Below are 14497 nucleotides of genomic sequence, written 5' to 3' on the forward strand. Positions count from 1 at the left end.
ACCATGGTTGCACCTAGATGGCATAGAGTGCGATTGCTGCACCGCCAGTCAGTCCGATCCAGGCCATGAATATGTGGCGCAGTACCCGAGGAGCCCCGCGAAGCTCCATGAAGTCCATGCCGATGTAATAGACCTTGATGAAGGCGATGGCTATCGCAATGGAGGACGTCAGGTGTTCGCTGGTGGCGGAAAAAGGATGGCTGGTACTCAGCCACCAGGTAGCGCAGGTGGCTAATACCAGAGAGAGCCAGACGATGGTCACATGTTGCTGCGAAGAAGCACTCATGCGATGCATACCAAATAGAGCAGCGTGTAGATGAGGATCCACAGCAGATCGACCATATGCCAGTAGACCGCCGAGATTTCGACAAAGACGCGCTCATCGCTCCAAGGCGCTTGGCTGTGACATCTGCTCCACCAGAGGCTGAGCAGGCATACGCCAATCAGAACGTGCAATAAGTGGATGCCAGTCAGAACGAAGTAAAAGGTGAAGAACAAGGCGCTTGTAGGTGTATGCCCATTGGCTACTTCAATGCTGTATTCGATTGCCTTGAGGCTGGCGAATCCTAACGCGCAGACCAAAGCGCCTAGTATCAGGCGGCCGGCGCGGACGGTATGACCGCGACGCTGTGCGCCCACAGCGAGCGCAACCCAGTATGAGCTGAGGAGTAGGATGAGTGTGTTGATGCCACCGATGCTCTGAAACAGACTGCCTGCATCGTTTGAAAAGGCACTACGATCTTGGCGGTTGTTCCAAAGGAACGTCAAAAAGAGGGCACCAAAAATCATCATGTCACCGAAGATGAATACCCAGATTCCCGCTTCGCCAGGGTGGTTGTTATCGGTGGCATGCGACGGTTTACCCTCTATGGGCATTGCGACGTCGTTGCAGAGAAAGTCCGGGACCTGAGAGGTCATGCAGAGGCGCTTTCCATTTTGGCGAGGGCAATGATTTGTGCATTGGCGTGTTTGATTGCAACGCCCATGCCTACCAGGAATACCGCGTAAGCCCCCAATGCCAACCAGAAGACGAAGATCCCGTTCCAGGCGAATGGTCCGCTCATGAAGAAGTAAGCGAGTACGTCAGGTACAAAGGCCAGTGCAACCCACAGATTGAGGAACCCTGCCCAGCGTGGAAAAACTCTGTGGGGGGCGCTGAGCACTGCCGTGCCGATGGCAATGTTTTGGATCATGAAAGGTATGATCCCCGTGAACAGCAACAACCAAGCGATATCGTTCAGTGTTTGATACTCCTCGGGTGTTCGATCGGTACGAAAGGCGATGGTCGCCCACAGTAACTGGGGGAGGGTGTTAAGTATCACGGTAACTGCGCCGGCAATCATCTGGGTAAAACTGAGCAATGGGTAACGACCTTCCATGCGCAACATGTGCATTGAGATAGCAGCCAACATGGGAAGCATCAGTCCAACCCCTACGGAAGCAATGACAAAGCCCATCTTCGTCACCGTCGCATCGTCGATGAAGAACGCGGCGACTTCTATAGCGCTGGTTGAGGGGCCTAGGGGGAGTGGCAGTATTCCTGCGATCAGCCACCCGAGACAGGTAACAACTAATGCGGCAGTACCGCTCCAGGCGCTGATGCTGAAAACGCGCTGGTTCATAGTGCTTCCTTAGGACTACTGCTGGTGTGGTCAACAGCGTGGGATTGTGGGATGGGTTGTGATACGGCTTTTGCATGTTCTTGTTGTTGGGGCTCGAGCGCCGCTTGTGCTACTTGCCAGGGGTATGCTCGTTCAATCTTGGCCGCTACCAGAATGGCAGTTTCGGCACAGGCGGTCGTTGCCGCGCTACCCCATTCTTTGACGCCATCACCGACGTTCCAGAGGTTCGCAATGGGGGTTTCATTCGGCAAGTCCGCGCCAGCCATGGCTCGTTGCGCGGGCCACTCGTCGCGGGTCACTACCACGTCCAAAATGCGTGCCTGCGCGAAGCCAGGGAACTCGTCTAGCAGGTCGGCTTTCAGGAGTTCTATTTCATTGGTTTCATTGAAGTCACCGGTGCAGGGTTGCGGTACGCTGGCTCCGCAGTAAACATGCCAGTTTGGCGGCGAGTTTTCCGGACAGGTTTGCGTGAAATTCGCTGCGTAGCAGAGCCTCCGGGTGGAGCTGAAGCAGGCAAATCCTGGGAAACTGGCCAGGGGCGTAGTACTGGCAAAGTAAATCGTGATGATAGCGCTTGGCTGGTACTGGCGCTTTACCGTAGTGATGTAGTCGGCGGGAAGGTTTGCGTCCCCGCACAGGCCAAGGGTTGCCTGTGGCCCTATGTCACTCACCGTCAGCTTGGTTGTCAGTTGCCGTGGGATTCCATCGCGATTGACCGTTGCACCGTTCACTGTGCCGTCGGCTGCAAAACTCAGTTGCTGTACTTGCGCGTTCAACCAAATCTCGCCGCCGTGACGTTTGTAGGACGTGAGGAGTTCCTGCCATACCGTTACAGTTCCACCAGGAGGGAATCCGAATTGCTTGAATGCTCCTTTGGTCGTCAGGTAGTGCAAAAAAAGATCGGCGGGTAACAGGTGTGGTGTGGTGGCAAAGATTGATCCAATGAAGTTGTGAAGTAGACCCAGGACCGTCGGATTGTTGGTGAAGCGTGTAACCCAGGCATGACTGGACTCACCTGTGCGGGGCTGGAGTGGTGGGATAACGTGGAGAGCAAGCCGCAGTAGCTTTATAGCAACACGGTTTGCCATGCCAGGAAGGCCCGCCGAGATGTTTATATCCTTGCCTGAGACCCGGCAAACTATACCCGGCGAGGGTTGACGCACTATCAACCGTGCGCCAACTTCGTTGAACACCTCTTCAGTTTCTGTACCTATTTCAATCCCGAGTGCCCCGGTATTCACGGCGAAGCCATCTTTGTAACGAGTCGATGCGCGGCCTCCGACTTCGCCGAGCCGCTCCACGAGCAATGTGCGGTAGCCGCGCTTTGCCAGCAGTGCTGCGGTAAACAGACCACCGGCACCCGCGCCAATGACTAAGGCGTCAAATTCTAGGTTATCCGACATCATTGTCTCCTTGCGCCAAGGGGGCGTTACAGGCCGCGGCCGATGATTTCCCTGAGGATCTCGTTGGAGCCAGCGTAGATTGGTTCGATGCGTGCATCGATGTACATGCGGGCAATCGGGTACTCGAGCATATAGCCGTGGCCGCCGAACAACTGCAGGCAGCGGCTGATGATTTCGCATTGCTGCTCGCTGATCCACCACTTGCTCATCGAGGCAATGTCGGCGGTGATGGTGCCATCTAGATAGCGTTCGACGGCGAAGTCGGAGAACACCCGGGCAATAGTGGCCACGGTCTTGATCTCGGCCAGTTCGAAGCGCGGGTGTTGTAGATCGATCAGGCGCTTGTCGAACATGGTGCGGTCGTGGGCATAGTCGCGGGTCACGCGGAAAGCGCGTTCCATGACGGCGGCGCAGTTGATGCCGGTCAAGGTGCGTTCGTAGGTGAGGTCCTGCATCATCTGGTAGAAACCGCGGCCTTCGACGCCTCCGAGCAGCGCGCTTTCGGGCACCTCGCAGTCTTCGAAGAACAGCTCGCAGGTGTCAGAGCCGTGCAAGCCGATCTTCTTCAGGCGTTGGCCGACGCGAAAGCCCGGGTTGTTGGTTTCAAAGATGAACAGCGAGACGCCCTTGGCTTTTTGCTTGGGGTCTGTTTTTGCCGCCAGCACCAGGATGTCGGCAATGGAGCCGTTGGTGATAAAGGTCTTGGCACCGTTGATGATGTACTTGTCGCCCTGCTTGATGGCGCGGGTGCGCATGTTCTGCAGGTCGGTGCCTCCGCTGGGTTCGGTCATGCCCATGCCGGCAATCAGTTCGCCGCTGGCCAGGCCTGGCAGATAACGCTGTTTCTGCTCTTCGCTGCCGTAGCGTTCGATGTAGTGGGCGGCGATCACATGGATCTGCTGGCCACAGCGCCAACTGGTATCACCGGCCAAGCACAGTTCTTGGGCCAGTACCGCTTCGTGGGCAAAGGTGCCGTCGGAACCGCCGTACTCGCTGGAGATGTCCGGTAGCAGGATGCCGGCGGCACCGGCCTTGAGCCAGACTTCGCGGTCGGTGGCGCCCTGTTCGTACCAGCGCTCCTGATTGGGGGTAACTTCTTCGGCGGTGAAACGTCTGGCAAGATCTTGCAGCGCCAGAAGCTCTTCGTTCATCCAGCGCGGTTGGTAACTGTCGATCATAGGAATGTCCATGCTTTGCTTTGGGCTGATGCCTGCATGCTAGGCAAGGGGGGATTGTTCAGTGTCGTCGTTTACGACGATTTCCATCTTCGAAGCGTTGGCGATGATGAGGGTCAGTCAGTCCTACACCAGAGAGTTGCGCCATGTCCGCTGCCCCGGCACCGATCTTCCCTACCGAGACACTGACGCCGCAGTTGGCGGCGGATATCCAGCGGATATTTGCGATTCAGCGCCAGACGGCACTAAGCCTGCGCAGCTCCACTGTCGAGCAGCGCATCGCCAAGCTGAGACGCTTGCGTGAGGTCCTGATGATGCATCGCGAAGCCATAGTCGAGGCCGCCGGGAAAGATTTCAAACGGCCACCGGTGGAGGTCGATTTCACCGAGCTGATGCCGGTGATCATGGATATCTCGGACTATTGCAGGCGCCTGAAGAAATGGCTAAAGCCACGCCGTGTGCGACAGTCGATGATGATGCTGGGAACTCGCGCCTGGGTTCGCTATGAGCCGCGGGGGCGCTGTCTGATTCTGGCGCCATGGAATTACCCGGTAACGCTGACCCTGGGGCCGCTGATCCCGGCCATTGCCAGTGGTAATACGGCAATGATCAAAACCTCGGAGATTGCACCAAACCTGTCGGCGGTATTGGTAAAGATCATTCGTGAAGTGTTCGATGAGTCTGAAGTGGCTGTGTTTGAGGGCGATGCCAGTGTGGCACAGGCGCTACTCGAGCTACCCTTCGACCATGTTTTCTTCACCGGCTCGCCGTCGATTGGCAAGGTGGTGATGACCGCTGCAGCCAAGCATCTCACCAGTGTCACCCTGGAATTGGGCGGCAAGTCGCCGGTGGTGGTCGACCAGAGCGCTGACATCGAGCTTGCGGCCAAGACCATCGCCTGGGGCAAGTTCATCAATGCCGGGCAGACCTGCATCGCGCCAGACCACATTTATGTTCACAACAGCATCCGTGCGCAGTTTGTGCAGCGCGTTTGCGCCCACCTTGACACCTGGTACGGCGAGGGACTGGCCGCCATGGATGCTGAACTGTCACGGGTTATCAACGTGCGTCACACCCAGCGTGTGGCCGACCTGATCGACGACGCCAAGACCCGCGGTGCGCGACTGATTTATGGCGGAGCAGTGGATGTCGGCGCGCATTTTGTTTCGCCGACGTTGTTGGGGGACGTACCTGATGACGCGCGGATCATGCAAGAAGAAATCTTCGGGCCAGTGTTGCCAATTATCGCTTTCAATCATCTGGATGAGGTGATCGAACGCATCAACGCAGCGCCCAAACCGCTGGCGTTGTATATCTGGAGTCGCGACCCGGCCAGTGTCGATGCGCTGATTGTCCGTACCAGTGCTGGTGGTACTTGTGTCAACCACATTGCCGCACAATTTCTGCACCACAACCTGCCGTTTGGTGGAGTCAATAACTCCGGCATCGGCAGTTACCATGGCGAATGGGGTATTCGCGCATTTTCCCATGAGCGCGCCATCGTCAAGACGCAGGTGCTTTTGGCGACTATGTTCTTTCCGCCTTACAAGCCACGAGTGCGCAAGATACTCGGCTGGATACTCAAGCATCTGTGAACCACTGCATAACAACCATAATCGTGTGCAGCCACACGAGCGTAAGCAATGCCAACTGTCAAGAGGCCGCTGCAATGAGCGACAAGCAACCCCAACTGTACCCAGGCGTGCATGCTATGCGTACGCCGGAAAAACCCGCCGTGATCATGGCTGAAACAGGCGCCACGCTGACCTACGCCGCACTGGATACCTATGCCAACCGGCTCGGCCGCCTTTACCAGTGGTTGGGTCTGAAGCCAGGTGATCACGTGGCCTATTGCCTGGAAAATCGCCTGGAGTGTCCAGCAGTACAGTGGGGAGCGCATTATGCTGGCTTGTATTACACCTTTATCAGTACGCGTCTGACTGCTCTCGAGGCGGCCTATATTGTGGCTGACTGCGAAGCCCAGGTACTGCTGGTCAGTGCCAAGACAGCACCGGCGATCCTTGATGCCGTGCGCGCCTTGTCAAGGCCACCGCAGATCTACAGCCTCGACCCGGTGCCTGGCGTCAAGCTATTCGATGACGCGTTGTCAGCGTTCGATGGCAGCCCCATTCGTGATGCCGTGGAGGGTAGCGAAATGCTCTACTCCTCGGGTACTACCGGGCGGCCAAAGGGGGTGAAGCCGAACCTTACCGGTTTGCCTTTGGGTAGTACGGCGGTAATCGCAGGTCTTATGCAGCGCGGTTTTGGTGTTAACGAAGAGTCGGTGTATTTCTCTTCATCGCCTTACTATCACGCCGCGCCAATGAAGTGGGGGCAAGGCATGACCATCCTGGGCGGCATCTTGGTGCTGGCGGAGAAGTTCGACTCCGAAAACGCCCTCAAAGCCATTGAGCGCTACCTCGTCACCCACAGTCAGTGGGTGCCAACTATGTTCCACCGCCTGCTGGCGCTGCCGCAGGAAGTGCGTGAGCGCTATGACCTGTCGAGTCAGAAGGTTGCGGTGCATGCAGGGGCTCCATGTCCGGTACCGACCAAGCAGGCGATGATCGAATGGTGGGGCCCGATCCTCGCTGAGTTCTATTCCTGCACTGAAAGCATCGGTTCCACCATGGTCGATAGCAAGACCGCGCTGGCGCGTCCCGGCACTGTCGGTCGCGCCATTCTTGGCGAGCTGCATATCGTCGGTGAGGACGGTCAGGAGCTACCGGTGGGTCAGGATGGCTTGGTGTATTTCGCCAACGGCCCGCGCTTCAGCTACCACAAGGACCCGGAGAAAACCGCCGAGGCCTACAATGCGGCCGGCTGGGCCACGGTGGGCGATATCGGACATGTGGATGCCGATGGCTTCCTGTACCTCACCGACCGCAAAAACAACATGATCATTTCCGGTGGGGTCAACGTGTACCCGCAGGAGACCGAGAACGTACTGATCACTCACCCCAAGGTGTTCGACGTGGCGGTGATCGGCACGCCTCACCGTGACTTTGGTGAGGAGGTGCGCGCGGTGGTGCAACTGGAATCGGGCGTGGAACCTTCCCCTACGCTGGTCGATGAGCTGATTGCCTACTGCCGCGAGCACTTGTCGCCGATCAAGTGTCCGCGGGTGATTGACTTCGCCGAGAGCTTGCCGCGTGAGCCCAACGGCAAGCTGCTCAAGCGCCTGCTGCGTGACGAATACCGTGCCCGGTTAGCCTGAGCACCGTGCCATAACGAAAAAGGCCGCCCAAGGGCTAATGCCAGTCAGTCAAGGATCACATGACACAAAACCTGTGGGAGCAAAGCGTGCTCCCTCAGGTTTGAGGCTTAACTGATCGGGATTAGGCGCCAGGGCCGCTTTTGTGGCGAGGGAGCTTGCTCCCGCTGGACTGCGCAGCAGACCCAAGGCTGGCGACACCATTGTATCTGGCATAACCGGGATTCAGGTTTTAGGGCCGCTTCGCGCCCCAGCGGGAGCAAGCTCCCTCGCCACAGGGGGCTGTGGCGCTGCAACTGATTTTTTACCAGCCGCTACCAAGTGTTTGTATCCGGGTTGATTCATTCAGATAAATGAGGCGCACGGGCTAATGCCAGTCAGTCAAGGATCACATGACACAAAACCTGTGGGAGCAAGCTTGCTCCCTCAGGTTTGAGGCTTAACTGATCGGCATTACGCCCAAGGGCGGTCTTTTCGCTGGTGAGTGGTGTTGCGTTCAGGTGCACAGGCCCATGCGTCGCGCGATGGCGATGGCCTGGGTGCGGCTGCTGGCGTGCAGCTTGAGGTTTATGTTGCGCAGGTGGGTGCGCACGGTCGAGTCGGAGACGAACAGCTTTTCCGCCATCGCCGCGTTGGACAATCCTTGGCCAAGCAGGTTGAGCACTTTCAGCTCTTTCTGCGTCAGCGGGTCGACCAGTGTGCCGTTGCTGCCGGCTGCGGGCTGAGCGGTGGCGCTGCTGCGCAGCCAGCGTTCGAGGCTGCTGTCATCCGTTGCGTCCTTGTCCTCGCGTTCGTTGTGCAGCTCGCGCAGCATGACCTGCACGGTCGCGCCTTCCTCCAGGAAGGTACGCACGAAGCCTTCGGTCTGGGCGAACTTCAGGGCCCGCTCCAAGGTGCGCAGGGCCATTTTCGCCTGGTTGTCGCGGTACAGCGCCTCGGCCAGCAGAATGCGCAGTTTCAGCGCCCGGCGCCCGCGTTGCAGGCGTTCGGCTTCGGCCAACTCGCTGCGCAGCGGCGCGATGGCCTTGCCGGACGCTCCACTGCGGATCATCCAGCGCAGGCGGCCGATGGTCGGGGTCAGGGTGTCGTTGGCGATGCCCCAGTGGGTCGCGGTCTCGGTCCAGGGAAAGGTCTGTTCGGCCAGGGCCAATTGTTCGAGGGCGCCGTTCTGGTCGCCATGGGCCAGCGTTTGCATGGCCCGTTCCAGGCGCGCACTGGCCGAGACGCGGGGCAGACCCAGGCGGTGGCCGACGTTTTCCAGTTCGCTGAGCATTTGCAGGGCGCGATCACGGTCGCCCTTGTCGTCGGCGATGCGGGCCAGCAGGGTATGGGCGGTGATCAGGCCGTCGGAGAGACCGAGATCTTGCACCAGGGGGGTATAGATCAGTAACAGGCGCAGGGCTTCCTCGCACTCGTCGCTTTCATAGAGCGTCTCGGCCAGCTGGACGGCGGCCAGGGCGTTGCCATTGCGATCACGTCGGCGCGAGCCTTCGAGCATGGTCGTGGCCAGGCGCAGGCGCGCGGTCGCTTGTTTGAGGCGGCCGGCCATCATGTCAAGCAGCGCTTCGGCCGATTCGGCGAGGACGAAACCGAACGCGCCAGCGGAATCGCTCTGCGCCCGACGAGCCTCATCGACGTATTGGTGCGCTTCCTGATGTCGGCCAAGGAGGATGCTGGTCTGCGTCAGCGCCTGGTTGAGCATGGCCCAGGCGAAGGGGTATGCGGTGGTTACCTGGGCCAGGGACTGCGTGCCCATCTCGTAGGCCTGTTCGGATTGGTCCATCATCACCAGCAGCATCGGGCGCAAGGCCAGCAGATAGGCTGCGGACTCGCCCGAGAGGGTGCTGCTGTCGATATCGGCCACCAGGGTCAGGGCCTCCTTGGGGCCCCAGGTGAAGGCCGTGCACCAGGCGCGGATCAATTGCAGTCGGGGGTGACGCTGAAGCTCTGCCTTCGGTAGTTGACCGATGCACTCGGCCAGCAGGCGTAGACGGCCCTGGCTGAGCAGCATGTCGACATGCTGGTGGAGCAGGTCGATGGCAATCTGTGTATTGCCGCACTGCAAAGCATGGCGGATGGCCGGAATGACCCGTCCTTGCGCAAGATAGGCATTGCAGGCGGCCAGGTGCAGGGCTGGCAGCTCTTCGTTGTAACGGCGTTGCATCTGGTGGCGGAGGAAGTCGAGAAACAGGCTGTGATAACGGTAAAGGTCGCGCTGCTCGTCGATCGGGACGAGGAACAGTTGGTGACGCTCCAGTTCGCGCAGCATGTCGAGGCTGTCGCTGCAGCCGCAGATCGCGTTGCACAAAGCCGGGCTCAACTCGTCGAGTAGGCTGCTGCGCAGCAGGAACAGGCGCAGTGGCTCGGGCAGGGCGGCCAGCACATCCTCGGCTAGGTAGGCGGCGATGGCCGCATTGGAACCGGAGAAGGAATCGAGGAACTTGTCGGTGTCGCCGTGGTTCTCCAGGGCCAGCGAGGCCAGCCAGAGGGCAGTGACCCAGCCTTCGGTGCTGCACTGCAGGCGCTCGACCTGGGTGCTGCTCAGGCCGACACCGCGGCGCTGAGTGAGGAAATCCTGGGTTTCCTCGACACTGAAGCGCAGGCTGGCGGCATCGATCTCGGTCAGGCTGCCACGTGCGCGCAGACGGGCCAGGCCTATATCCGGCAAGGTGCGGCTGCCTATGACTAGGCAGGTCTTGTGCGGAATCGCCTCGATGCCGCGAGCCACCAGGCCGAGTACGACAGGGTTGCGAATGGCCTCGAAGTCGTCGAAGAAAATGGCCAGCGGGGTCTGGTGTGTACCGATCTGGTCGAGGATCCAGGCAACCAGATCGGTGTTGCGCAACTGGCCCAGGTCCTGTTGCGGCGCGTCTGGCTGTAGGCCGGCGATGGCGGTGGCGAAACCGCTGAGGAAGCGCGAAACATCGTTGTCGCCAGCGTCGAGGGTAAGCCAGACGGTGGTCATGCGCTGTTGGCGATAGCGGGCCAGCAGCTGGGTCATGAAGGTGGTCTTGCCGAAGCCGGCTGGTGCATGCACCAGTACGGCACGGCTGGTCTCGGCTTGGCCCGCGCGGTCGAGCATGGCCTGACGCGGGACTTCGAAGTGCGAGGTGGCGGGAGGCGTCACCTTGGCTCGCGAGATGTAGGGCAAGGAGCGGTGATTCGACGACATCATGAGTCCTTCATGGAGGTGCGATGCCTCCGCCTGTTCTTATTGGTTTCTTAAACTATGGGGCAAGCGGTACCTGGCGCAAGCCCTTTCAACGCTTGTGACTAAAACCAGACAAGGTTAAAGCAGCCGAGGAAGCGGAGTCTACGAGGTGTAAATGAGCATTTCGAGGCTGTTTCAAACACCGTATGGCCGACGGCCAGGAACTCGTGAACGAGTTCTGGGCTGGTTATCGGGCTACCGCCCGCGGTCGTATGGCACTGGCGGCAGATACGGGTTGGCATAGTCTGGTGCGGCAGTACTGCGGTGATCGTCGCTTCCGACGATGTGGTCGGTCAGGGAGGCTCATAGGCTTCGGTCATGCAACCGAAATCGCCAAGAGGAGCCTCCCAATGTCACAGGCAGTATTCATTTACGACGCCGTACGCACGCCGCGTGGTAAGGGCAAGAAAGATGGCGCGCTTTACAGCGTCAAACCCGTGCACATGGCCGCCGGGCTGCTGACCGAGCTGCAGCAGCGGTACGATCTGGATACCTCGCGTGTCGATGACGTGGTGCTCGGCTGTGGCCAGCCCGTGGGCGAGCAGGGTGGCGACGTTGCCAAATGCGTGGTTCAGTACGCCGGCTGGGACGAGAGCGTGCCCGGTGTACAGATCGACCGTTTCTGCGCCTCTGGCCTGGAGGCGGTGAATCAGGCGGCCAGTCGCATTGCCAGCGGTTGGGAGGACTTGATCGTGGCAGGTGGCGTTGAGTCGATGTCGCGCCTGCCAATGGGCGCCGCCGGCCAGGCCTGGATTCAGGATCCGGAAATCGCCTTCAAGTTGCAGTCGGTACCCCAGGGCATCGGGGCAGACCTGCTGGCCGCGCTCGACGGCTATTCGCGCGAGGATGTTGACCGCTTCGCCTTGGTTTCCCAGCAGCGTGCCGCTCATGCACGCGACAGTGGCTACTTCGATCGCTCGGTGGTGCCGGTGCGCGACCTTAATGGTCTGGTCGTTCTCGAGCGCGACGAGTTCATTAAACCAGCCACCACCCTGGAGGCCCTGAGCCAGCTCAAGCCTTCATTCGCGGCCATGGGTAAGCTCGGCTACAGCGACGTAGCCCTGCGCAAGTACCCTCAGGTGGCGCGCATCGAGCCCATCCATACGGCCGGCAATTCCTCGGGCATCGTCGACGGCGCCAGCGCCACGCTATTGGGCAGCGAACGTATTGGTCAGCAACTGGGGCTTACTCCGCGCGGACGGATCGTCGCCACCGCGGTGCTCTCCACCGAGCCGACGCTGATGCTGGCCGGCCCCGGTCCGGCTGCCAAGAAGGCCCTGGCCAAGGCGGGCCTGAGCGTGCAGGACATCGATCTGTTCGAGATCAACGAGGCCTTTGCTTCGGTGGTGCTGCGCTTCATGCGCGACCTCGATATCTCGCCGGAAGTCACCAACGTCAATGGCGGTGCCATTGCCCTCGGCCACCCGATCGGCGCCACCGGCGCGATGCTGGTCGGCACCGTGCTGGATGAGCTGGAGCGGCGCAACCTCAAGCGCGGCCTGATCGCCCTATGCGTCGGTGGCGGCATGGGTATCGCCACCATCATCGAACGCCTCTGAGCCACTTCAAAGCCGCTGCGAGTCTGTGCCGTGGCGGATCACTCTTTCTACGAGAAACAACCTATGAGCGCATTCAATTACGAGAAGGACGCCGACGGCATTGTCACTGTGACCATGGATATGCCGGGGCCGGTCAACGCGATGAACCAGTTGTACCGCGAAACCATGGCCGCGACCGTGAATCGCCTAGAGCAGGAAAACGGCCTGACCGGTGTCGTCATCGCCTCGGCGAAAAGCACTTTTTTTGCCGGTGGCGACCTTAACGAGCTGACCGATTTCAAGCCCGGTGACGAAGCCGATTTTCAGGCCAAGATCGAGCTGACGAAGAATGACCTGCGTCGTCTTGAGCGTTTGCCGGTGCCGGTGGTCGCCGCGATCAATGGCGCGGCCCTGGGTGGCGGCTTCGAGATCGCCCTGGCCTGTAACTACCGGGTGCTGCTCAACAGCCCTGCCGCGTTGGTCGGCCTGCCCGAAGTCTCCCTCGGTCTGCTCCCGGGGGGCGGAGGCATCGTTCGTCTGGTGCACCATCTGGGTCTGGAAAGAGCTCTGCCGTTGCTGCTTGAAGGCAAGCGCATGAAGCCAGTGGAGGCGCTGGCCCTGGGGCTGGTCAATGAACTGATCGAGCAGACTGATGCATTGGTGCCGGCGGCCAAGGCCTGGATAAAGGCGCAGGTCGGCGATGATGGCGCCAGCCTGCAGCCTTGGGATCACAAGGGGCACAAGATTCCCGGCGGTACTGCGCAGCAACCCCATGTGGCGCAGATGATCGCCGGGGCTCAGGCGATGACGGCGAAGAACACCCGCGGCCTGCTGCCGGCGCCGGAGCGTATTCTCGCTGTGGCGGTGGAGGCTACCCTGCTGGACTTCGATGCCGCGCTGCTGGTGGAAACCCGTGGCCTTACCCACTTGGCCGCCAGCGTGCAGGCGAAGAACATCATCAACACCATGTTCTTCCAGATGAACGAAGTGAACGGTGGCTCCAGCCGGCCGACAGGTTTCGACAAGAGCAAAGTGAGCAAGCTCGGCATCATTGGCGCCGGCATGATGGGCAACGGCATCGCCCATGTGTCGGCCAAGGTCGGCATCGAGGTGATGCTGCTGGATGTCAGTCTGGAGGCCGCCGAGCGCGGCAAGGCCAATGTCGAGAAGCTGCTGAGCAAGACGGTCAGCCAGGGGCGCCTGAGCGAAGCGAAGAAGGACGAGATTCTCGCCCTGATCAAGCCCACCGTGGACTATGCCGACCTGCAGGGCGTCGACTTCGTCGTCGAGGCCGTGTTCGAAAGCGTCGATCTGAAAGGCAAGGTCACCCAGCAGGCTGAAGCGCAGTTGCCTGAGTCTGCCGTGTTTGGCACCAACACCTCGACCCTGCCGATTTCCCTGTTGGCCAAGGCCTCCAAGCGCCCGGCCAATTTCATCGGTATCCATTTCTTCTCGCCGGTGGAGAGAATGCCGCTGGTGGAAATCATCTGTGGTGAGCAGACCAGTGACGCGGCCTTGGCCAGGGCCTTCGACTTTGCCCGGCAGATCGGCAAGACCGCCATCGTGGTCAACGATTCGCTGGGCTTCTTTACCTCGCGCACCTTCGGCAGCTACTTCGACGAAGGCTGCAAGCTGCTCCAGGAAGGTGTTGATCCACTGCTGATCGACAACCTAGGCAAGCAGATCGGCATGCCGGTAGGGCCATTGACCGTACTCGACGAAGTCAGCCTGGAGCTGATGCGTAAGGTCAACGAGACGCAGAAGGAGATGGGCGTGTTTGCCACCGTCTTCGACAACAGCCACAGCGACGCGGTCGGCAACATCCTGATCAAAGAGTACAACCGCCCGGGGCGTCACTATGGCGGTGGCTTCTACGACTACCCGGAAGGCGGCGAAAAGACCATCTGGCCGGGGCTCTACGAGCTGTTCGTCAGGCCGGAGGTGGTGCTGCCGGTCGAGGATATCAAGGAGCGTCTGTTGTTCCGTCAGGTTATCGAGGCGGTGAAGTGCCTGCAGGAGGGTGTGTTGCGCTCGGTGGCGGACGGTAACGTCGGCTCGATCCTCGGCATTGGTGCGCCGACCTGGACCGGTGGCTTCTTGCAGTTTGTCAACGGCTATGGCGTCGAGCGTTTTGTTCAGCGTGCCCGTGAGCTTGCGCAGACCTATGGTGAGCGTTTTACGCCACCGGTGTTGCTGCTGGAGAAGGCCGCCAAAGGTGAAGAACTGCGTTAACCCTGGTGGCGGCGCAATTCGTCGCTTTCGACGACCGAAACGGGAGGGGCTGAGCGTAAGTTAAATTCAACGCCCCCCCGCGACCCGGGCGCGTAGCTTGGG

The 14497-nt window shown here is 60.0% G+C and carries 10 protein-coding genes; 4 read left to right on the top strand and 6 right to left on the bottom strand.

All coding sequences use genetic code 11. The features are described from left to right. Positions 1–13: 13 nt before the first annotated feature. The 5 genes from BLU76_RS28410 to BLU76_RS28430 are packed head-to-tail and all read right to left on the bottom strand — an operon-like array spanning position 14 to position 4203. Positions 14–286, bottom strand: coding sequence for a cytochrome C oxidase subunit IV family protein (locus BLU76_RS28410; RefSeq protein WP_170867331.1), 273 nt, complete (start codon positions 284–286; stop codon positions 14–16). After that, positions 283–918, bottom strand: coding sequence for a cytochrome c oxidase subunit 3 (locus BLU76_RS28415; protein WP_092225428.1), 636 nt, complete (start codon positions 916–918; stop codon positions 283–285). Before BLU76_RS28415 ends, BLU76_RS28410 begins: the two co-directional genes overlap by 4 nt. Beyond that, complete coding sequence (locus BLU76_RS28420) at positions 915–1622, bottom strand: hypothetical protein (protein ID WP_092225430.1); 708 nt, start codon at positions 1620–1622, stop codon at positions 915–917. Before BLU76_RS28420 ends, BLU76_RS28415 begins: the two co-directional genes overlap by 4 nt. After that, positions 1619–3025 (bottom strand): phytoene desaturase family protein, encoded by a 1407-nt coding sequence (locus BLU76_RS28425; RefSeq protein ID WP_092225432.1) that lies wholly within the window; start codon positions 3023–3025, stop codon positions 1619–1621. The genes BLU76_RS28420 and BLU76_RS28425 overlap by 4 nt, the downstream gene beginning before the upstream one ends. Before the next feature lie 26 nt (positions 3026–3051). Continuing rightward, positions 3052–4203 carry an acyl-CoA dehydrogenase family protein gene (locus BLU76_RS28430; protein WP_203417420.1) on the bottom strand — a complete coding sequence of 384 codons (1152 nt, stop codon included), beginning with the start codon at positions 4201–4203 and terminating at the stop codon, positions 3052–3054. Between the two features lie 143 nt (positions 4204–4346). On the opposite strand from BLU76_RS28430, the gene BLU76_RS28435 reads away from it, so the two are divergent. Both BLU76_RS28435 and BLU76_RS28440 read left to right on the top strand, forming a co-directional pair. Continuing rightward, entirely contained in the window at positions 4347–5795 is a 1449-nt protein-coding gene (locus BLU76_RS28435) for an aldehyde dehydrogenase family protein (protein ID WP_092225434.1), read from the top strand. Between the two features lie 74 nt (positions 5796–5869). Next, complete coding sequence (locus BLU76_RS28440) at positions 5870–7417, top strand: acyl-CoA synthetase (RefSeq protein WP_092225436.1); 1548 nt, start codon at positions 5870–5872, stop codon at positions 7415–7417. 493 nt (positions 7418–7910) lie between these two features. Here BLU76_RS28440 and BLU76_RS28445 read toward each other — a convergent pair whose 3' ends face one another. Continuing rightward, the gene (locus tag BLU76_RS28445) at positions 7911–10586 is read right to left on the bottom strand and encodes a winged helix-turn-helix domain-containing protein (RefSeq protein ID WP_170867332.1); all 2676 of its coding nucleotides are present in this window, start codon (positions 10584–10586) and stop codon (positions 7911–7913) included. A 389-nt stretch (positions 10587–10975) separates the two neighbouring features. On the opposite strand from BLU76_RS28445, the gene BLU76_RS28450 reads away from it, so the two are divergent. Next, positions 10976–12184 carry an acetyl-CoA C-acetyltransferase gene (locus tag BLU76_RS28450; RefSeq protein WP_092142496.1) on the top strand — a complete coding sequence of 403 codons (1209 nt, stop codon included), beginning with the start codon at positions 10976–10978 and terminating at the stop codon, positions 12182–12184. Positions 12185–12247: 63 nt separating this feature from the next. Further along, complete coding sequence (locus BLU76_RS28455; protein ID WP_092225440.1) at positions 12248–14395, top strand: 3-hydroxyacyl-CoA dehydrogenase NAD-binding domain-containing protein; 2148 nt, start codon at positions 12248–12250, stop codon at positions 14393–14395. The last annotated feature ends 102 nt before the right edge of the window (positions 14396–14497 follow it).

This window comes from Pseudomonas sp. NFACC08-1 (assembly GCF_900106735.1).
GTDB lineage: Bacteria > Pseudomonadota > Gammaproteobacteria > Pseudomonadales > Pseudomonadaceae > Aquipseudomonas > Aquipseudomonas fluorescens_Q.

Bases quoted from the DNA above. Each gene is read 5' to 3' on its own strand.
- BLU76_RS28410 (WP_170867331.1), bottom strand. From the start codon at position 286: ATGAGTGCTTCTTCGCAGCAACATGTGACCATCGTCTGGCTCTCTCTG.
- BLU76_RS28415 (WP_092225428.1), bottom strand. From the start codon at position 918: ATGACCTCTCAGGTCCCGGACTTTCTCTGCAACGACGTCGCAATGCCC.
- BLU76_RS28420 (WP_092225430.1), bottom strand. From the start codon at position 1,622: ATGAACCAGCGCGTTTTCAGCATCAGCGCCTGGAGCGGTACTGCCGCA.
- BLU76_RS28425 (WP_092225432.1), bottom strand. From the start codon at position 3,025: ATGTCGGATAACCTAGAATTTGACGCCTTAGTCATTGGCGCGGGTGCC.
- BLU76_RS28430 (WP_203417420.1), bottom strand. From the start codon at position 4,203: ATGATCGACAGTTACCAACCGCGCTGGATGAACGAAGAGCTTCTGGCG.
- BLU76_RS28435 (WP_092225434.1), top strand. From the start codon at position 4,347: ATGTCCGCTGCCCCGGCACCGATCTTCCCTACCGAGACACTGACGCCG.
- BLU76_RS28440 (WP_092225436.1), top strand. From the start codon at position 5,870: ATGAGCGACAAGCAACCCCAACTGTACCCAGGCGTGCATGCTATGCGT.
- BLU76_RS28445 (WP_170867332.1), bottom strand. From the start codon at position 10,586: ATGTCGTCGAATCACCGCTCCTTGCCCTACATCTCGCGAGCCAAGGTG.
- BLU76_RS28450 (WP_092142496.1), top strand. From the start codon at position 10,976: ATGTCACAGGCAGTATTCATTTACGACGCCGTACGCACGCCGCGTGGT.
- BLU76_RS28455 (WP_092225440.1), top strand. From the start codon at position 12,248: ATGAGCGCATTCAATTACGAGAAGGACGCCGACGGCATTGTCACTGTG.